The following is a 19,876-nucleotide window of genomic DNA, read 5'->3' on the forward strand; positions in this document are numbered from 1 at the left end:
TAGCTCAGCTAAAGTGAATACCGCATTCTGAGTGATAGCTTTTTTTTGTGGTGTCTAAAAAGGTTTTGATATGCTTTTGGGTAAATTCTGTATGTTCTTCAATATGAATGTTTTTAAAATTAAAAAGCGGGGCGACGCGTATAATGTCATCCTGATAATTGGAAAATATATTTAAGTTTGAACGGTAAGAGGTTTGATGTTTCTGTATCCCAGTAAACCAATAATCAGGTTTAAGGGCCGTCAATCCAGCATGAAAAGGCGCTACTTTGACCTCTTGCTGATAAGTGCTAAACCTTGCCTCACAAATTGGGATCCCGTCCTTTAAATATTTATTTATAACTTCGTTTTTGGGGCGTTGTATATGAATATTAAGGTGGTATTTTTCTATTAGTCTAGTGGCATTGTCGATAAAAGCTTGAGTTAAAAAACCTGTATCAACCCAAAGTACAGGTATACTTGGGATTTTCCGGGTAACCATCTGGATAAAGAATTCTGCGTAAGGTCCAAATTTTGTCGATATTATAGGTCGTTTTGCTTGGACTAATACCCGATCAATTATTTCTTCAGGTGCCAGAGATGCATAGCCGTCATTTAATAACTTAACTTTTTGTTGTTTACTAAATTCAATTGAACTCATATTAAGATCCACAGTACACCTGTAGATAATCTATCGGCTAATTGACACAAACGTTTAACTTCTAGTGATTTACTAGATGTCTGTATAGAATTAGCTTGATTGAACATACTTGAATCGACAATACGGATTAGCTATTTTGAATCATAAGCTTGTTACTTTTGCAGAACAGTCCAATAAGGTTCACAGTACTCTTCGACTTTCTTTAATCCATATTCTGCAACCAAATATTCTTCCGTTATAATTGCAATGTGGGCCTCTTCGCGTTCCTCTTTTGTGTATAATGAAAAATCATAAATATCAGAATAAAATTCACTTTTCTTCAATGACTCTTCTTTACTCGCCAACGTCCAGTAAACATCATCAAAGGCTATTCGGCCACCTGCTTTTAATAAGGGGATACATGCAAATGCGGCAGCAAAATCGACGTATAAGGTATGATGGCCGTCCAAATATATTAGATCGAATTTTTTGTTTTCTCGTTTTAATCTAATTAAGTTGTACAGATAGGTGCCTACAGAATTGCTCATAAATCTCATGTGATTGCGATTGATACCTGCGTTATCAATCGTTTCTTTATGCATATTGCATACTGTCTCAAAGTCTACCCCAACATATTGAATATTGGATTGACTCATTATTTCGATTCTATCAAGACGCACTTTAGGGCCAATTCCTATTTCTAAAAATTCACCTCCAGGTATTTCTGAAATCATGTTTGCGATATTCTCGTTCACTTTCTTTCTATGCCCTTTTGGCGGCACGTATCCTTTAGGAACAACCATTGTTTACCCTCTAATTTGCTCTAACTATTACTAGCATATAAATAATTAACGGTTAAATTTCTCGTTATTTATTTTCGTTTAGCCACTTTTTCTTTAAACGGACTAATGTTCTTGGATGTACTAGTGGCAACATATCTTCATTTGTGAGTTCCCGCGCCTTTTTTAATGCTTCATGATTTTGTATTACTGAGTCATGGGCGTACAAAATTGTATTTTGTCGATAACAGACCTGAATTTCCGTGTTAGACCATATTATGGGTCTAATAAAATCAATGGCTCGATAGTCAAATTGTGAAAATAGTCTTGCCCAATGGTGTTGCCACATCTCGTTGATATGATTATCTCCCCCTTGATCTGGTATCGCAGCTGAGAACAAAACGATTGGTGCCAGCTTTGTCAAATCTTCAACAAATGACTTTGCTCTAGTTATCGGCAAATGTTCAGCTACCTCTAATGAGCATGCAAGATCATATTGTCGTTCCAATACAATGGGCTCTCGCAAGTCTCTTTGGTAGAAATTTTCTGCTGGAATGAGCATTAAATCCTTATTAATGTAGTCACCATCCACGGCATGAACTGTTTTTATCCCTTTATCCATAAAGGCTCTAGGCCATGTCCCAACGCCACATCCAATATCTACGACACTATTTATATTGCCACACATGTCTATCACTAACTTAGCAATCACTTCAGATGCATTTTTCTTTTTCTGATTACTAACTTGTCCTTGAAAGAACTTGTCATCGTACTTATCGAGTTGAATTTCATCACTCATTATGTGCTCCTTCTACAAACATTAGCCAAATTTTTAGGAAATTGGATTGCTAAAAACGGATCGTGTTTTGTGTACTTTTGTAAATGCATTTATTCGTTGTCGTTAAAGGTATTATTCTTCACAATTTTTACGAACTCTTGGTCTGAAATTACCTTGTTTATCAAATCATTCCACACTAAGGCCCTATTAATTAACTTTCCTCTGGTACCTGCTTTGGATACAAGATTTTGAGTTGCTGGGTTTTTAAAACAAGCAATATGGCTTGAAAAGTCTACATAGCTGTTTATACCTGCTAGGTTATCAATAGTTTGTTGGCCAAATTGAGCTGGATTTTTGGTGTTATATTTTAGGAGAATTAATGGGCAACTATGCTCACTCAATGTGAATAAAATTGCGTGTGTAGCCAAAAAGTAATCAATGACAATAGTGTCTGTTTCGTCAAATGGTATAGGACAATATGTCACACCTTTGGGTACTAAAATCGAATCTGAAATGTTGCCAGATTTCAGCATAAAAATAGTCGAATGAGTGCCCCGTTGTTGAAACTGAAAAAAGGGTGATTCATTCGTCTTATCTTGATATACGATGACATGATCAAATGACTTTTCCTCATTGCTATCTAGTCTGTTTGAAAATGTCACATCCCCCTTAAAACCAAACTTATTAGCTAAGGTTAACTTTAGCGATTTTTTAAAATTATCAGAGTTAGAGATAACTAGTATCGAATTTTTATCTGAGTGTTTTGCTAATAAAGCTTTTTCTCTTTTTCTAAGATTAAAATGCGACAAGTCGAAATTTACATTGTCGTCAATGAGGATGTTAGAGATTTCATTGATTTTAAGTGCCCACAAATCGATACATTTGTGAACAGTACTGTCGGGTTTCAATAACTCAGTATTTAGCCCCAGCTTAACAAATACCGCATTAGTATAATTTACGGTACCGTATAAGTAATAAAACAGTAATGAATTGCCGTTTTTATATGAGCTAAACAACATTTCTTTTTGTTTGTTAATTATTTTTTCCAGCTCATCTTTATGTCTCACTTTGTTCTTTAACAGTATCTCAAAAGCTTTAAGTTCTTCCATTAAAACTTGTTGAGAGAAAATTTGATTGAACCTTTGAATATAATGGCCAAGGTCTTTATTTGAAAATATAACGGTTTTTAGTTTATCAAGAGCCTTTGCTTGCTGTGGCTTACTTGCCATGATTAACAACTCATCTGGCCTTAGCGGCAACGTACCCTGAATTTTGGCTCCATCACTACAGTTATAAAATGCTTGGTCCTTAGGTTTGCCACTAGTCACTTGTTCAATGATTTGTCGAGACACTTTAAACTCATGTTTAGTGTTAACTTTGGGGCGAAAATTTCCCGGCACAATTAATGATGTATTGGCGCTATCCGTATAGTCGTAAGTTTCTTGGCCGTCTTGTTGATAATAGCCAGACAACTTGGAGTGATGATGCTTAACGTCTACAAATCCCAGATCAACACCAATGAGGTAAATACTGGTAAATCCTATGGTGCTAAATAAATCACAAACAAAATTACTAACAGTAGGAAAGGAGTTTTGTAGTACTTCAAAATTCTGTCTTCCTAATACACTTAAAGCAGATACGGTTGAAGATTCACCTTCTTTAAACGCTATCAATACATCTTTGTACAAATCGCAAGTGTCTGGATGAATGCCGTTGCAGGATATAAGCGTGATTTTTTTAAGATAGTCTAAATCGCCTATTAACACTGCCCAATCAAATGTACTTCTGTTTTGTTCTATCTCTGCGTGGAAATCTGGGGTAATGCCGTGTCGATGCAAGGCTTGTAAGGTGGTGCCACAACTAACCACTATGGCTTGGCCTTGCCATTCTTTAATGGCGTCAATTGAGCTGTCCAATGACGGCCCATTACCAACTATAAATATCGGTACTTCTTTATCGTCATAACTCAGTTTACTCGCTGGGTTTGCCGTTAATATTGGGATCTTTCGCCGCATACCTTCTTTGGTATGGGCGATGCCGTAGTAGGCGTGGTCAAAGTATTCACCCATAGAGATCACTACTTGCAACTGTTCTCTGAGTTGGCTAATAGCAGAGTTTAAAGACGCGTTGTAATAACTTTGATAAAAGTAGGTGCTATTTAAAAGGTAGGGGCCAATGGCATAAAATTGACTCAATAAATCTCTAAATAGGTTGCTACCGTCGTCGCCTATGTTCAGGTAGATACGAGTTTCTGAGTTTTCTACTGTTTCGAATAGTTTTTGCCAATCGATGGCAAATAATGATGCATAAAAAAAGTCTGGGTTAGGCTCACAGATAAACAGTTTTTCTACAGTATGTTCTTCAAGCAATTTTTCTAATTGATAACCCACCCCTAAACCAAACATAATGATTGATGGCACATTGTTTGGCAGTGCGCCGACTTCTTCTTCAGCTTCTTTAAGGAGTTCTTCGGTTTCTTTGACAAATTGGTAATGAATGTAGTGGGCGAGTTTAGTGCCTTTGTAGCCCAGCACTAAGCCATCTTTATTAGGTTGTTCGTTAAAGTTATCGAAGTTTTGGGTACAATCTTGCTTAGGGGATTCTCCATACCATGATTGTAAACTGTCGATTTTAACTAGGTTAACTTCACCTGTTGAGTTGCTAATTGGCAGCCATTTTTGGGGCGTATAATCTTTATATTCCTTATATATGTCAGGAAAATATTTTTTAAATGCACTGAGGTTGTTGCTTAACATCTTATTGGGGCTGGTCAACAACGTTTGCCTATCTAAGTCTATATTGGGTGTCCAGTTCGGTACAAAGTCTAAGTAACTTTCTTGGGAGCTTATCTTAAATCCCCCGTCTGCAATGTCGTTCCAACTGCGCTCTGTCAAATCTTTGTATAAAGAGTCGAAGACTTCATGATTGTAGTGTTTGTAAAGATGGAAGTGGGTAATGCCGCAGTGCTGTACTAGTTCATTTATGTCCTGAATGAGATCTCGGCCATCTTTTTCTAATTGTAGAAAAATAGCGGTATCGTGTTGTTTTGCTAACGTAAAAATATCTTGCCATGATGTGGCCATAACCGAACATTGGAAGTACTGTAATTCTGGTTCGTATATCAGTAGGTTTTTGATTTTGTGTTGTTTCAACAGATGACTTAAGTGAATGCCTAGTCCACATCCGAGTACCACTAAACACTCAATTTCATAAGGCATAGGTTGTTGCTGGTTTCTGAGCTTGACACTTTCTAGGTCTTCAATACGTTTAATGTGCGAAGCATGCTCCCCGTGACTGCTTAAAGGAGCTTGCAATACCACGTGGGGGCAGTGTTGTTCTACGCGATCTATTTGTTCTAGTACCTCTGCTTCTGGATGAAATCCATAAAAGGTGCGGCCCATACCGTAATCGACAATGTTATTTTCAGCGTATTTATTAATAAAAATAGAGTAGTTAGCAAGGTCGACGTTTTGCACGTAAGGCAATAAAGAAGGGATGTTACGTTGAAATGTATTGATATTGCCATTATGCGTGGTAAGTATGTGTGCGGCTAATTTTTCATCTAATAGCGCTTGCTCTTGTTCATCTTTAGAAAGATGTAAACGGATATTCTTCAACATACTTTATATAAACTCACAATTTACTCGCACAACACAATGCGTATTATCTTATTCTATCGGCAGCACTAAAAAAAGAATAAGTCTTTGAATTTATTGTGAGAAGTGAATATCAAAGGGCGCTAGAAAATTGTAGTTTTAGCTTGTATTTATAAGTTTTTATGGTTTTGCATACCCTAGGCTGATTGCTTGTATTTTACACATATGTGGTCACTCTGCTATTCTATTGCATAGTTAACTGAGGGTAAGTCTATGATTGGTTTTAATACTGAATCTAATACATCGTTGTTACAACAAATTCAAAATAAGCAAGAGTCTATCCTAGAGAAGCTTTCTTCAGGTAAACGTATCAATAGTGCCGCCGATGGAGCAGCAGCTCAGCAAATAATTGATCGCCTTACCACTCAGGTTGAGGGTAACCGTCAGTCTATTTCAAATGCCTTCGACGGTGTGTCATTGACTCAAGTGGCTGAAGGTGGCTTAGCGAATATTAATCAAGATGTGAATCGTATTCGTGAGTTGTCGGTGCAATCAGGTAATGGTTTATTGAGCGACGCCGACCGTCAGGCAATTCAATCCGAAGTGACTCAGTTACAAGAGAACATATCGCAAACGATTGAACAAACAGAATTTGCCGGTAAACCATTGTTATCAAGTGATGCAAATATTGATTTTCAAATTGGGGCTAATGCGGGGCAGAAAATTGCTGTGTCCACCAATGACGTTGCCGCTAGCTTGAATGATATTTTAAACGTCGATTTAAGCACTGCCCAAGGCGCAGAAGAGGCGTTAGCAGTTTCAGATGACGCATCTGAATTTGTAAACAGTGCGAGGGCCGATTTAGGTGCCACCCAAAACCAATTTGAAAGTGCGGCGCGAAACCTAACCCAAACTGATGTGAATGTGTCTGCAGCCAGAAGTCGAATTCAAGATACCGATTATGCCCAGGCCGCGTCTGAAAATGCTGCAGCAAACATATTGAGCCAAACGAGCCTTGCAGTACAAAGCATTGCAAATCAACAACAAGGTCAAGTGTTGTCTTTGTTAAATGGCTAACCATAGATGATGCTTGATTCCAAAGAGTGGCTTAGCCACTCTTTTTTTTGATCAAAATTTCCTACACTTTAAACACTGCACAAAAAGATTTAGTGCTTAAAAATGCCTTAATTAATATTGCTATCCCAACTCGAATGGTTAAAATCATATACAATACAGTGAATTATAAAAACAACATTAGGCTGGAAGTGGAATGAGCAATATTTTGATTATTAGTTCTGACATCGCGCGGGCAAATAATCTGAGTACCATTCTAACTTTTCTCGGTGAGCCTTGTAGCAGCGTTTTATTCCCTTCAGCGATAGAAACCCTTAAAAGTAAAACTGAGATTAAGTCCGTTTTAATTGATGCAGCTACGCCCGAATTAGCCAGCGATATCAGTGAAAAGTTTCCTCAGCATCCTTTTGTGTTAGTAGGTAATTATCAGGCATTTGAGCCCCGCACAAATATTGTGGGTGCCATCAGTGAGCCTATTACTTATCCTGAGCTGACCCAAATGTTGCATCGCTGTCAAGAATACAAACGCAGTCAACCCAATGTTAAAACCAGCGTGCACAACAAAACTCGCCTTTTTAGAAGTTTGATTGGCAAAAGTAAACAAATTCAGGGTGTTAGACATCTTATAGAACAAGTGGCACCCACCGAGGCCAATGTACTTATTTTGGGTGAGTCAGGCACGGGCAAAGAGGTGATTGCACGTAATGTCCACTTTTTGTCAAATCGAACTGATAGTATTTTTATCCCAGTAAACTGCGGTGCGATCCCGGGAGAGCTCCTTGAAAGTGAGCTTTTTGGTCATGAAAAGGGCGCCTTTACCGGCGCCGTAAATTCTCGAAAAGGTCGCTTTGAGCTTGCTGAGGGAGGGACGTTATTTCTTGATGAAATTGGTGATATGCCATTACAAATGCAAGTTAAACTGCTCAGAGTGTTGCAAGAAAGAACTTACGAAAGAGTAGGGGGCACTAAACCTATTAAGTGTAATGTTAGAGTGATTGCTGCCACCCATAGGGATTTGGAGGTAATGATTGAGGAAGGGCAGTTCAGAGAGGATTTGTATTATCGCTTAAACGTATTCCCAATTGATAGCCCCGCTTTGCGAGAACGTACTGAAGACATCCCTCTGTTACTGCAAGAACTGGTGTCGAGACTAGAGCTTGATAATGCGCAAATAAAGTTTACGGCCAATGCCATGGCGTCTTTGATGGAACATAAGTGGGCTGGAAACGTCCGCGAGTTATCGAATTTAGTTGAGCGATTGATGATTTTATACCCTAATCAACTTATCGATGTGAGTGATTTACCCAACAAATACAATCATTTGGATATCGCAGCTTACGAACCTGAATACCCAGATGAGTTGTTAGAGCGTGATGCAATAAACGCTATGTTTGGAGGTGATGATGTTGAAGATAGCGAGGAAGTCGACACTAACATCGATCAAACCTTGTCGACTGAACTACCCGTAGAAGGACTCAATTTGAAAGAGTATATTTCAGAATTAGAAGTTAATTTGATAACCCAAGCTTTAGAACAGCAAGACTGGGTCGTCGCGAGAGCAGCAGAAACACTTGGCATGCGACGTACCACTCTGGTTGAAAAAATGCGTAAGTACAATATAAGTAAAGATTAGTTGTAACCCTTCTATACCCATTGATCTTGATTTATTTCCTCTGTGAACTTTAGCGCTCGGTGACCGGCGCTCGGCACTCTCTGTGGTGAAAAGCTTTCTAATTGAAAAGCCATAGAACACAATATTTGAACCACCGAGGACGCACAGAGCACAGAGAAAAACCAAGTATGTTGATTATCCAAATCTTGTTTTGAGCAAATCATCAACCCTAAGTGTCATTTCATTGACGTTGTGAATTCTTGAATTCCACCCCTAAGCTTATGATTTAAATGTAAATTTTTGTTGGCATGGCATGTGCTTTAGTCCACCTGTAATTATTCTGTCTAAGTTTTGACGTGAGGAATGTATGGGTACTAGTAACATCTTGAATGAAACACAGCGGGATTCTTTATCTGCGCTTGGCGAAGTGGTTCGGAATGACGCTTTACAAAAAGCGTCCCATGTATCAAAAAATCAAGAATTAGACGCATTGCGTTTGCAAGCAAATCGATTAGAGCATTTGCTACAAGTTATGCCAGCAGGTGTAGTAGTGATAGATGGCAATGGATTTGTCAGGCAGTCAAACAATTTGGCGAAAGCCTTATTGGGAGAGCCCTTGGAAGGTCAATTATGGCGAACCATCATCGCCCGTTCATTCAAACCTCAAGCAGATGATGGTCATGAAGTGTCACTTTATGACGGTCGCAAAGTCAAACTGTCAATTACCCCCTTAGAAAAAGAGCCGGGGCAACTCATTGTATTAACTGATCTAACTGAAACCAGAAAACTGCAACAGCGTATCGGGCATTTACAGAAATTATCTTCCTTGGGAAAAATGGTCGCTTCACTGGCACACCAAATTCGTACGCCTTTATCGGCAGCAATGTTGTACGCCGCTAATTTGTCTAATAACTCCCTAAACAACACTTCCCGGGAAAAGTTTAGCAACAAACTGGTTTCAAGATTGCGAGACTTAGAAAGTCAAGTAAACGACATGTTGTTGTTTGCCAAAAGTGGTGACGAACAAGTGATAAGTGAAATATCACTACACAGCCTGATGCAAGAAGTGCAACAAGGTGCTGATGCCATGCTACAAAATCATCAGGCAAAGTTAGTATTGAATTTGCCTGAACCCGATGTGGCTATATTAGGCAATAAAACGGCCTTGGTTGGCGCGTTACAAAACCTTATCCATAATGCGCTCACTGTAAAGCCTCATCATGCGTTAATAACGATTAATGCAAATCGTCAAAGTGACAACCCTGATTGGGTGAATTTGTCGGTTACGGATAATGGTCCAGGCATTAAATCCGAGTTTATCAATCGTATATTTGAACCGTTTTTTACCACTAAAAGTAATGGAACAGGTTTAGGGCTTGCTGTGGTCAGAAGTGTTGCTCAGTCCCACCAAGGCAAAGTGCATGTGACGAATTTAGCTGATGGTGGAGCCTGTTTTACTTTGTGTTTACCTACTTATGATATCAATCAAGTTACACCTCAAGTCATTGTGCCTAAACAGAGCGCGCAGCCTCAACAATATTATGCCAATGTGGCCAGGAGCTAAAGAATGACTCAAGCAAAAGTTCTGATAGTAGAAGATGATGCTGGCCTAAGAGAGGCCCTAGTCGACACCTTGTTGCTTGGTGGATATCAAGTCATTGAGGCGGACAGTGGTGAACAAGCCATGATTAAGTTATCTGAACATTCAGTTGACTTAGTGGTAAGTGATATTCAGATGGGGGGCATGAGTGGCTTGACATTGCTCAAGAATATAAAAAATAAATATCCTAATTTAGCGATATTGTTAATGACGGCTTACGCCACCATAGATGATGCGGTGCAGGCTATGCGAGATGGTGCGACTGATTACCTTTCAAAACCTTTTGCCCCAGAAGTGTTACTAAACTTGGTTGGACGATATGCACCTGCTCAAAAAGTGGAGTCATGCACACCAGTCGCAGATGATCCCAGTAGTCTACAATTACTCGCTTTGGCCAAAAAAGTGGCTAGATCAGAAGCGACAGTGATGGTCTTAGGACCTAGTGGTTCAGGCAAGGAAGTGTTAGCGCGTTTTATTCACGACCAATCTAATCGCAGTCAACAAAATTTCGTGGCGATCAATTGTGCAGCTATTCCTGAAAATATGCTGGAAGCGACACTTTTTGGTTACGAAAAAGGTGCGTTTACCGGTGCCATTCAAGCCTGTCCGGGTAAATTTGAACAAGCGCAAGGTGGGACTATTTTACTTGATGAAATCAGTGAAATGGACTTGAATTTGCAAGTTAAATTATTGCGTGTGTTACAGGAAAAAGAAGTTGAAAGATTAGGTGGGCGTAAAACCATTGCTTTGGATGTCAGAGTAATAGCGACGAGCAACCGTAACTTAAAACAAACTGTAGATGCCGGTGAGTTTAGAGAAGATTTATATTATCGCTTAAATGTGTTTCCACTGACCTGGTTACCTCTTGATAAAAGAGGTGGCGATATCATACCTTTAGCCGAGCATTTGATTGAACGACATTGCCAGAAGCAGGGCAGTGAAATTTCAAAGTTAACGGCGGCAGGTCGCAGTAAACTGCTGCAGCATAATTGGCCAGGTAATGTACGAGAGCTTGAAAATGTGATCCAGCGGGCATTAATTTTGTCTGATGGAAATCAAATAGATGCGCAAGACTTAATGATAGAGCAAGATATTGCGGTAATGGCAACAACCTCAGAATTCGAAATCGAAAACATTGAAGAAGATAACAGTAAGTTAGGGTCTGAGCTACGTCAGCAAGAGCACCAGATCATTCTTGATACCTTGCAAAGTTGTAAAGGTCGTCGTAAAGATGTAGCAGAACGATTAGGGATCAGCCCCAGAACGTTACGTTACAAACTTGCCAAAATGCGTGAAGTCGGTATTGAGTTGCCTGCTTAAAAAAGAGTTTATAGTGTCGCAGATGCGAGTCCTTTGGCCACCTAGAACGGTGGCTTTTCTTTTTCTGGCGATCCTCATTTGGGCTTAAATCATGGCGACCTAAGAGTTTACTTGTTTGAAATTTCAGCTGTCAAGAATATGACACCACAAATCGTCTCAAATGTTTCCGTTTAAAGCATTGAATTTATTGAATATTTTATAATGTTTTTGGCATTTATTATTTGGCACTTACCTTGCTAATGAAGTAGTTAGTTAACTCAAACGACAAATTACGTCTTTTGCCAGCGGAGCGTCTTATGGACATCAAAGCACAGTCACTATACCAAGAAATGCAAGGCATGGCCGAGCAATCAAAATTAGGTTTGGGTGAAGGAAATGCCATTCAAGGTAATCCTTCTTCACAGAATTTTGCTGACTTACTGAGTAACGCTATTGGTACTGTTAATGACATGCAGTTAGAGTCTAAAGACATGGCCATGGCATTTGAGATGGGTGACAAAAATTTAAGCTTAGCGGATGTAATGGTAGCCAAAGAAAAAGCTGGTATTGCCTTTGAGGCAACTATTCAAGTGCGCAATAAAGTGCTTGATGCCTATAAACAAATTATGAACATGCCAGTTTAGGAGCTAACAAGTGGCTGAAGCAGCAAGTACAGAACTGGCAATGAGTGATATGGATACTGATATGTATCCAGATGATTCAAATGCAGAACAAAAATCTGGTTTTATGGACTCAATCGGTAGTACTGATATGATGCGCCAGATAACTTTGATTATCGCCTTAGTGATATGTGTGGCGATTGCTGTGTTTATCTTAATATGGGCCAATGAGCCTGACTACCGCCCGATGGCAAGTATGGACACTCAAGAGTTAATCGAAACCCTTGATTACCTTGATCAGGCTCAAATTGATTATCGCTTAGAAGGTAATACCGTCTATGTGAGTAGTGAACATTATCAAAAAATCAAATTAGGCATGACTCGTCAAGGCATTACCCAAGGTGAATCGGCAGGTGCTGATATTATCATGCAGGATATGGGGTTTGGTGTTAGCCAACGTGTTGAAAAAGTCCGATTAAAACATGCCAGAGAAAAACAAATTGCCAGTACGATCGAAGAAATGACGGCAGTTTCACGAGCCAAAGTACTCCTAGCCTTACCTAAAGAAAATGTATTTGCCCGTCGCGAAAAACAAGCCAGTGCCACTGTTGTTGTTACCACTAGGCGAGGTGCAATGATTTCAAGTGGAGAAGTGAATTCCATTATCGATATTGTAGCTTCGGCGGTACAAGGATTAGAGCCTGATAGGGTTACAGTCTCAAACAGTAACGGACGTTTGCTGAATTCAGGATCCCAAGGCGCTGAATCGGCTCGTTCACGCAAAGAATACGAACTAGAAAAAAAGCGTGAAAGTGCTTATATAGAAAAAATAGACTCTATTCTTATTCCCGTGTTGGGGTTAGGTAACTATACGGCGCAAGCAGATGTGACTATGGATTTTACATCGGTCGAGCAAACGCAACGTAGTTACAATCCAGACTTACCCGCAGTGCGCAGTGAAATGACGGTCGAAGAAAATAGCATTGGTGGTGTGATTGCCGGTATTCCGGGGGCATTAACTAATCAACCTCCTTTAGATTCGAATATTCCAGAGCGTGCCAGCACTAGTGCAACCCAGCAAACCCCTGGACGCAATCATAAAGAAGAAACCCGCAACTACGAATTAGACACCACAGTCAGTCATACTAAACAGCAAGTGGGAATGATTCGTCGTTTAAGTGTGTCTGTGGCATTGGATTATGTCAGTAGTACCGCAGCGGACGGAACAGTATCAAGTGCACCTAGGTCACAAGCAGAGTTATTGGATATTCGCCGTTTATTGCAAGGTGGCATTGGCTTTGACGTCACACGGGGAGATTCGTTAGAGGTTGTGAGCATTCCATTTAACCGTGAAGGTGAAGTGGAACTGGCTGAAGTGCCGTTTTGGGAAGATCCCAAATTATTACCTTTAATAAAATGGATAGGTAGTTTCTTTATTATTGTCTTAATGTTCTTTGTGGTTGTGAAACCTATGGTGAGCAAACTCATTAATCCAGACGATATGAAATCTGATGAGTTTGATGCTGATGAAGGGCTAGACTTAGGTGACGAAACCATTAGCCTATTGGCCGAAGAATTTGATGAATCGCAAGTTGGGTTTGCAGCAGATGGTACCTTTATGCTGCCAGACTTGCATAAAGATGAAGATGTGCTGAAAGCCGTCAGGGCGCTGGTCGCAAATGAACCAGAGTTATCTTCGCAAGTAGTGAAAAACTGGATGATGCTTGATGATTAAGTCTAGACTTAAGATCTGGCATTCTGAGGAATAAATTGTGGCTGAAGAACAAACTGAAGAAACTGGGTACGACGTAGGTAAATTAGAAGGTGTAGATAAAGCCGCTATTTTACTGCTTAGTTTAACCGAAGATGATGCGGCGCAAATTCTAAAACATTTAGAGCCTAAGCAGGTCCAAAAATTGGGTCAAGCAATGGCGCAAATTGATGATATGACACAGTCAAAAATCACTGCTGTGCATAAACACTTTATCGAAGAAATCCAAAATTACAGCACCATTGGGTTCCAAAGTACTGACTTTGTGAAACGCGCGCTGACTTCTGCCTTAGGTGAAGATAAAGCGGCTAATTTGATTGACCAAATCTTGATGGGAACCGGCGCTAAGGGCTTGGACTCGCTGAAGTGGATGGATTCTAAACAAGTGGCCAGTATTATTCGCAACGAGCATCCACAAATCCAAACTATTGTTATGTCGTATCTAGATGCTGAACAATCTGCAGAAATTCTCAGTCAGTTCCCTGAAAAAGTTCGTCTAGACTTAATGATGCGTGTAGCGAATTTAGAAGAAGTGCAACCTGCGGCATTACAAGAATTAAATGAAATTATGGAGAAACAGTTTGCTGGGCAAGCAGGTACTCAAGCAGCCAAAATGGGCGGCTTGAAGTCAGCTGCAGATATCATGAACTACTTAGATACCAATATTGAAGGTCAGTTGATGGATGCCATCCGCGAACAAGACGAAGAAATGAGCCAACAAATTCAAGACTTAATGTTTGTATTTGATAATTTGGCAGATGTCGACGACAGAGCCATTCAGGCTATTCTTCGTGAAGTACAACAAGATGCGCTTCTCAAAGCCATTAAAGGTGCGGAAAGCGAACTCAAAGATAAGATAACTAAAAACATGTCGAAACGGGCAGCTGAAATGCTGATTGACGATCTCGAAGCTATGGGACCTGTGCGTATAAGTGAAGTGGAAACTGCCCAGAAGGAAATTTTGTCTGTGGCCAGACGTTTAGCTGACGCCGGTGAAATTATGTTAGGCGGCGGCGGTGGCGATGAATTCTTGTAATCCAACGAAAGATAATTCTAAGGCATCTAAAGTATGACCGTTGATGAACAAGATGATGAGTTTAAAGCATGGGATTTACCCTATGTGGAAGACACTAATCTAACAGAAGATAACAAAACCACAAACGCCCTCAACCGTAAATCAGATTGGAAATACGAACCTCCAGAACCTGAAATTGAAATATTGCCTCCTACAGCTGAAGAAATTGAAGCCATTAGAACGGCTGCTCATGCAGAGGGATTTTCTCAAGGCCATCAAGAAGGACATGCACAAGGTGCTGAAGAGGGATTATTAAAAGGTCACGAAGAAGGGTTCGCTAAAGGTTTAGAGGAAGGTACTAAACAAGGCTTATTGGCTGGCGAGGAGCAAGTTCAGCAACATTTAGCCAGTTGGATATCGTTAATTGATAGCCTGCAAAACCCTGTAGCAAATGTCGAACAAGCATTAGAGAAAGAGTTAGTATTATTGGCGGTAAGTCTTGCAAAAGGAGTCATTCGTAGTGAGGTAAAAACCAACACGGATCTTATTTTTCAGGCATTAAGTGAAGGTTTAAAAGCCTTACCTATTCAAGAAAAACATTACCAAATTCACTTACATCCCGATGATATTGAATTGGTTAATAATCATTTTAGTCCTGAAGAAATCACTAAACATCGTTGGGATTTTATGGAGTCCCCTGAATTGTCTGCGGGGGGATGTGAGATTGTCACTCAATCCAATGCAGTTGATGTCACCGTAGAAAGACGCGTCAAAGATGTCATAGACAAATTCCTGTTAGAACAAGGATTGAGTCAAATTAGCGAAAGTGACGAGTAAATTATGTCCACGGCTATGTTAGACAGAATTAAACGACTAAAAGACCAGGTGCCACAAGCGCCAGTAGTCGCTTGCGGCAAACTAGTGCGGGGCATAGGGCTGACCCTCGAAGCTGTAGGTTGTCAAATGCCTGTTGGCAGTCAGTGCTTGATCCAAACCATACAAGGTGAGATTGAAGCTGAAGTGGTAGGTTTTGCCGAAAACATTACCTATTTAATGCCTACTGAAGCCGTTAAAGGCATAGTACCTGGCTCTCGGGTGCAACCCCTCAACCGTGAACAAGGCTTAGCCGTAGGCATGGAGTTATTAGGTCGAGTAGTAGATGGGAATGGCCAACCATTAGATGGCCTAGGCCCAGTTAAAGCTGAAAAACGTGTACCTTTGTCTAAACCTCCTATGAATCCACTCATTCGTAAACCTATCACGCAACCTTTAGACGTGGGTGTTAGAGCAATCAATTCAATTGTGACAGTTGGCCTAGGTCAGCGTATGGGCTTATTTGCAGGCAGCGGTGTGGGTAAAAGTGTGTTAATGGGCATGATGACTCGAGGTACAGCCGCTGATGTAGTGGTAGTCGGCTTAGTAGGAGAACGGGGCAGGGAAGTAAAAGAGTTTATACAGGATATATTGGGTGAAGAAGAACGTGCTAAATCAGTAGTGGTGGCAGCACCAGCCGATACCTCGCCACTTATGCGATTAAAAGGGTGTGAAACTGCCGTTACTATTGCCGAATATTTTCGAGATAAAGGATTAAATGTTTTACTCCTGATTGATTCTCTTACACGGTATGCCATGGCACAACGTGAAATTGCCCTTGCTGTGGGTGAGCCACCCGCAACTAAAGGTTACCCACCATCGGTGTTTGCACGATTACCAGCCTTAGTAGAACGAGCCGGTAATGGTAGTGAAAACCAAGGTTCGATCACTGCTTTTTATACAGTATTAACCGAAGGGGACGATTTACAAGACCCCATTGCAGATGCCGCACGGGCGATCTTGGATGGGCATATAGTGTTGTCTAGGGATTTAGCAGATTCAGGCCATTACCCAGCGATTGATATTGAAGCTTCAATCAGTCGTGTTATGCCTATGGTGGTGCCCGAAGAACATGTGTTAGGAGCCAGACGAATTCGCCAAGTGTATTCTAATTATCAACGCAATCGCGACTTAATTAGTATTGGTGCATACAGCAAAGGCACTGACCCTCGGATTGATTTGGCTATTAACGCTGAGCCTGCCATCAATGCTTTTTTACAACAAGGTATGCAACAAATTATCGATTTTGAGCATAGCACCGCTGATATGACCACCTTAAGTGGCGGCTTGGGCAAAGGGTAGAGGTATTTTATGGCGCATTCTCAATTACAGATGGTGGCAGACTGGGAGCGACAAAAAGAACAAAAGTTGGTTCAAGATTTTCAATTGGCGCAACAGTTTGCTCAAGATAACAAACAAAAACTGTCTGGATTAGAAAACTATCGTTTAAATTATTTGCGCGAGGCTCAAACCCGGGCAAAACAAGGCGTTGGCAGTGTCACCTTTGGCCAGCATCAGCAATTTATTGGCAAGTTAGATAAAGCCTGTGAGATGCAGTTACACACTCTAAATCAGGCATTAAGAGTGGCAGACCAAAGACGAATGCAATGGATGGCACAGCAGCGAAAACGCAAGGCAGTGGAAATGTTGTTAGATAAACAACACAAAGCCAAACTTAAACGCGAAGACAAGTTAGAACAAATAATGCTAGATGAGCTTTCACTGCAAAAATTTATGCGCAAGTGAGGATAGCACAAGTTGTCTAGATGCAAGTTGGAATGGTCTTTGCTGAGTCATACATTAATACCCAATATTAGGGTTAATTTAAAACTGGGCTTATGACAGAGATGCTAATTTTAACAGCAGTAAAAAATGAAAATCTCTTATAAGTCAGTAAATTAGCCAAATTGTCTCAGTTCGAGGGATAAAAAATAATGATGCAACATGTTGCCACTAGCAAATCAGAAGTTGCCGCTTTTGCCACAACTGCAGAGTCCCATTCATTGGTAGACTCTGGAACCAATGCGCAATTTGGTCAGTTATTTCAAGATCAAAAGGTGACTAATCCCGTCATTGTTAAACCTAAAGTCCCGTCGTCACAAGCGCCAAGTAACAATGGCAGGCCGTCTACTGATGAAGTGAATGATGCTACTTCATTGGTAAAAGAACACTCAACAGACAATAAACGCTCTGAAAGTGTCAATGCTAAAAGTCTTCCCAATTCAAGTTCGTCACAAGATAAGACTGCCACTGAAGCTATTGAGAAAACTGTAATTGAAGACCAAGGCGATAATCGTAACTATAGTGAAGTACCTGAAGGGGCCGATGCTACTTCTGAGTCACAATTACTGTCAGTTGCAGATCAAAAGGCTAAAAAATCATCCGATGAATCATCTGAGATAGTTGCCGAAGAATGGGTTTTATTGATTGATAACTTGAAAAGGTTGGCAGGTAACGATGAATCTCTTACCTCTACCTTAGAGCAGCTTAATGAAACGGCAGCTGATTTGACTCTAATCAAACAGGCTGAATCAGAATTGTCTGAACAAATAGCAGATAATACATTTGCCGATAATTCTAGGATGTCATTAGACGGTTTTGTTGCTGCGTTGGTGACAGACAGCAAAGATCCAAATGGGCCGGTCGTCCCCACTAAAAAACGAGTTGAGCAGACAAGCTCCATGAACGCTGCCGAAGTTACCGGAGCCACCAATGTTGATGTGTTAGTGACAAAAACGCAATCCGAGCAATATTTTACTGACCTTGTTGATAAGGCGTTATCCGAGGTGTTAGCTAATGCAGACGCTGAGCAATTACCCCCAGAAAAGATAATCCAAAAAACCGCCGAGTTATTACTGGAACAGCCAGATGTTATGCAAAAATTAATCAATCAGTTGCAGGGTGCGAGTCAACAAAGTGACTCAGCAGAACACAATGCTCCTGATGTCACACTAGATAGTGCGATTAAAAATAATTCAATTTTGGCGAATCAACTACCCGAAAGTGTTTCACAAGCGGACTTAACGCATTCTGAGAATAAAAACTTATTAAGCACCTTAGTGGTTGAAACTGAAACTAATACCAACAATACAATTGCCCCTGACAAATTGCCTAAGGTTGAAGGAACAAAAACGGCAGCAACAGTAGCGCAAATCCAAGACGCTGAGGTGGGTATAAAAACAGTAGAATCATCTGTTGACCCGTCAGTTGAATTGGTTGAACAAGAGGTTCGAATCAATCAAGAGGTAACAAGTAATCAACTCAAGCTTAATAAAACAGAGATTGCGCTGGACAACAAAGACATAAAAAGCCTTTTGAACTTATCCGATAGTAAATTAGATAAAGTTTTAGAAAACATTGCGCAACGTGTTTTTGAGAATAAAAACACGGCTGAATCTATCAGCCCAGAACAAGTTGTTCAACAAGTCGTAACTCCGAAAACTGCTGAAATCATCAGTGCGATGGAATCCTCTTCAAAGGATTTTGTTTCTGCCTTGAAGTCAGGATTAGAGGAATTTAAGAATCAATTATCCCAAGGTAGAGAGCCAGGCATTGATTTAAAAGCGTTGATTGCTGAGGCATTATCCAAAACTACCGATTCGGCAACGGCAACTGTGGCTAAAGCGCCTGTTAACCTAGAGCAAATAGCGAGTAGTGTTTCTCAAGTGTTAGATTTGGCTCAATCAATGAGTCGAACCATTGAGGAGCGTCATGATCAAGTTTATAGCGCGACTTTAAGAGAAGTTGCCCAAGTTCAAGGGGAGCAAGTTAAACAAAGTCAATTAAATCAGCTTGAGTCAAAGTTTGAAAAAGCGGTTAGTATAACCAAGCCAGAAGGCCATCAGCAGTTAGCTGAAAAAGTGCGTTGGATGGTAAATACTAAAAACCTAGTGGCTGAAATTCGACTTGATCCTGCAGAATTGGGGTCGGTTCATGTCAAAGTTGCTGTGTCTGGTGAGTCTGCCACTGTTAATTTTGTGGTGCAATCTCAACAAGCAAGAGATGCGGTTGACACAGCCACTCCTAGGTTAAGGGAAATGTTGGCCGAAAAAGGCATAGAGCTTGGGCAATCATCGGTGCGTCAAGAAAGCGACGGTCAGCAAAGCCAAGGTGAGGGTGAATTTACCAGACAAGGCGGCAGTGGTAACAATGAGCTAGAAAACCTTGAGGTTTCTGAGCAAGTTCTGGCTCAGCAAAATATTGTTAATGGTGCCTTAGGTGGCATAGATTATTTTGTATAGTT

General features: G+C 40.5%; 15 protein-coding genes. 11 read left to right on the top strand and 4 right to left on the bottom strand.

The genetic code is table 11. The features are described from left to right. Positions 1 to 4: 4 nt before the first annotated feature. The 4 genes from AAC000_RS18600 to AAC000_RS18615 form a co-directional block, all read right to left on the bottom strand. Positions 5 to 637: a phosphoadenosine phosphosulfate reductase family protein gene (locus AAC000_RS18600; RefSeq protein ID WP_339724846.1), complete on the bottom strand. Its 633-nt coding sequence runs from the start codon at positions 635 to 637 to the stop codon at positions 5 to 7. A 152-nt stretch (positions 638 to 789) separates the two neighbouring features. Further along, complete coding sequence (locus tag AAC000_RS18605; RefSeq protein ID WP_339724847.1) at positions 790 to 1,419, bottom strand: class I SAM-dependent methyltransferase; 630 nt, start codon at positions 1,417 to 1,419, stop codon at positions 790 to 792. 64 nt (positions 1,420 to 1,483) lie between these two features. Continuing rightward, complete coding sequence (locus tag AAC000_RS18610) at positions 1,484 to 2,194, bottom strand: methyltransferase domain-containing protein (RefSeq protein WP_339724848.1); 711 nt, start codon at positions 2,192 to 2,194, stop codon at positions 1,484 to 1,486. A gap of 89 nt (positions 2,195 to 2,283) precedes the next feature. After that, positions 2,284 to 5,793 (bottom strand): 6-hydroxymethylpterin diphosphokinase MptE-like protein, encoded by a 3,510-nt coding sequence (locus AAC000_RS18615; RefSeq protein ID WP_339724850.1) that lies wholly within the window; start codon positions 5,791 to 5,793, stop codon positions 2,284 to 2,286. A gap of 249 nt (positions 5,794 to 6,042) precedes the next feature. Here AAC000_RS18615 and AAC000_RS18620 point away from each other — a divergent pair, with 249 nt between their 5' ends. The 11 genes from AAC000_RS18620 to AAC000_RS18670 all read left to right on the top strand — a co-directional run bounded on the left by AAC000_RS18620 (position 6,043) and on the right by AAC000_RS18670 (position 19,874). Next, on the top strand, positions 6,043 to 6,846 hold the full coding sequence (locus AAC000_RS18620; RefSeq protein ID WP_339724851.1) for a flagellin: 804 nt from the start codon (positions 6,043 to 6,045) through the stop codon (positions 6,844 to 6,846). A gap of 193 nt (positions 6,847 to 7,039) precedes the next feature. Beyond that, positions 7,040 to 8,476, top strand: coding sequence for a sigma-54 dependent transcriptional regulator (locus AAC000_RS18625; protein ID WP_339724853.1), 1,437 nt, complete (start codon positions 7,040 to 7,042; stop codon positions 8,474 to 8,476). A gap of 346 nt (positions 8,477 to 8,822) precedes the next feature. Beyond that, positions 8,823 to 10,019, top strand: coding sequence for an ATP-binding protein (locus tag AAC000_RS18630; protein WP_339724855.1), 1,197 nt, complete (start codon positions 8,823 to 8,825; stop codon positions 10,017 to 10,019). A gap of 3 nt (positions 10,020 to 10,022) precedes the next feature. Then, positions 10,023 to 11,375: a sigma-54 dependent transcriptional regulator gene (locus AAC000_RS18635; protein ID WP_339724857.1), complete on the top strand. Its 1,353-nt coding sequence runs from the start codon at positions 10,023 to 10,025 to the stop codon at positions 11,373 to 11,375. 296 nt (positions 11,376 to 11,671) lie between these two features. Further along, positions 11,672 to 11,998, top strand: a complete 327-nt coding sequence (gene fliE, locus AAC000_RS18640; protein WP_339724859.1) for a flagellar hook-basal body complex protein FliE — start codon at positions 11,672 to 11,674, stop codon at positions 11,996 to 11,998. A gap of 10 nt (positions 11,999 to 12,008) precedes the next feature. Then, complete coding sequence (gene fliF / locus AAC000_RS18645; protein ID WP_339724861.1) at positions 12,009 to 13,709, top strand: flagellar basal-body MS-ring/collar protein FliF; 1,701 nt, start codon at positions 12,009 to 12,011, stop codon at positions 13,707 to 13,709. A 37-nt stretch (positions 13,710 to 13,746) separates the two neighbouring features. Next, positions 13,747 to 14,781 (top strand): flagellar motor switch protein FliG, encoded by a 1,035-nt coding sequence (fliG, locus tag AAC000_RS18650; protein WP_339724863.1) that lies wholly within the window; start codon positions 13,747 to 13,749, stop codon positions 14,779 to 14,781. A 33-nt stretch (positions 14,782 to 14,814) separates the two neighbouring features. Beyond that, entirely contained in the window at positions 14,815 to 15,597 is a 783-nt protein-coding gene (gene fliH / locus AAC000_RS18655; protein WP_339724865.1) for a flagellar assembly protein FliH, read from the top strand. A gap of 3 nt (positions 15,598 to 15,600) precedes the next feature. Next, positions 15,601 to 16,935: a flagellar protein export ATPase FliI gene (fliI, locus tag AAC000_RS18660; RefSeq protein ID WP_339724867.1), complete on the top strand. Its 1,335-nt coding sequence runs from the start codon at positions 15,601 to 15,603 to the stop codon at positions 16,933 to 16,935. 9 nt (positions 16,936 to 16,944) lie between these two features. Beyond that, the gene (fliJ, locus tag AAC000_RS18665; RefSeq protein ID WP_339724869.1) at positions 16,945 to 17,379 is read left to right on the top strand and encodes a flagellar export protein FliJ; all 435 of its coding nucleotides are present in this window, start codon (positions 16,945 to 16,947) and stop codon (positions 17,377 to 17,379) included. 188 nt (positions 17,380 to 17,567) lie between these two features. Beyond that, positions 17,568 to 19,874 carry a flagellar hook-length control protein FliK gene (locus AAC000_RS18670; protein ID WP_339724871.1) on the top strand — a complete coding sequence of 769 codons (2,307 nt, stop codon included), beginning with the start codon at positions 17,568 to 17,570 and terminating at the stop codon, positions 19,872 to 19,874. Positions 19,875 to 19,876 lie beyond the last annotated feature (2 nt).

The organism is uncultured Paraglaciecola sp. (assembly GCF_963977085.1).
Taxonomy (GTDB): domain Bacteria; phylum Pseudomonadota; class Gammaproteobacteria; order Enterobacterales; family Alteromonadaceae; genus Paraglaciecola.

What these genes read in the sequence shown, in the direction of transcription:
- AAC000_RS18605 (WP_339724847.1), bottom strand. Translation starts at nt 1,419, where the DNA reads ATGGTTGTTCCTAAAGGATACGTGCCGCCAAAAGGGCATAGAAAGAAA.
- fliJ (WP_339724869.1), top strand. Translation starts at nt 16,945, where the DNA reads ATGGCGCATTCTCAATTACAGATGGTGGCAGACTGGGAGCGACAAAAA.
- AAC000_RS18615 (WP_339724850.1), bottom strand. Translation starts at nt 5,793, where the DNA reads ATGTTGAAGAATATCCGTTTACATCTTTCTAAAGATGAACAAGAGCAA.
- AAC000_RS18600 (WP_339724846.1), bottom strand. Translation starts at nt 637, where the DNA reads ATGAGTTCAATTGAATTTAGTAAACAACAAAAAGTTAAGTTATTAAAT.
- fliI (WP_339724867.1), top strand. Translation starts at nt 15,601, where the DNA reads ATGTCCACGGCTATGTTAGACAGAATTAAACGACTAAAAGACCAGGTG.
- AAC000_RS18625 (WP_339724853.1), top strand. Translation starts at nt 7,040, where the DNA reads ATGAGCAATATTTTGATTATTAGTTCTGACATCGCGCGGGCAAATAAT.
- AAC000_RS18670 (WP_339724871.1), top strand. Translation starts at nt 17,568, where the DNA reads ATGATGCAACATGTTGCCACTAGCAAATCAGAAGTTGCCGCTTTTGCC.
- AAC000_RS18635 (WP_339724857.1), top strand. Translation starts at nt 10,023, where the DNA reads ATGACTCAAGCAAAAGTTCTGATAGTAGAAGATGATGCTGGCCTAAGA.
- fliE (WP_339724859.1), top strand. Translation starts at nt 11,672, where the DNA reads ATGGACATCAAAGCACAGTCACTATACCAAGAAATGCAAGGCATGGCC.
- AAC000_RS18620 (WP_339724851.1), top strand. Translation starts at nt 6,043, where the DNA reads ATGATTGGTTTTAATACTGAATCTAATACATCGTTGTTACAACAAATT.
- AAC000_RS18630 (WP_339724855.1), top strand. Translation starts at nt 8,823, where the DNA reads ATGGGTACTAGTAACATCTTGAATGAAACACAGCGGGATTCTTTATCT.
- fliH (WP_339724865.1), top strand. Translation starts at nt 14,815, where the DNA reads ATGACCGTTGATGAACAAGATGATGAGTTTAAAGCATGGGATTTACCC.
- AAC000_RS18610 (WP_339724848.1), bottom strand. Translation starts at nt 2,194, where the DNA reads ATGAGTGATGAAATTCAACTCGATAAGTACGATGACAAGTTCTTTCAA.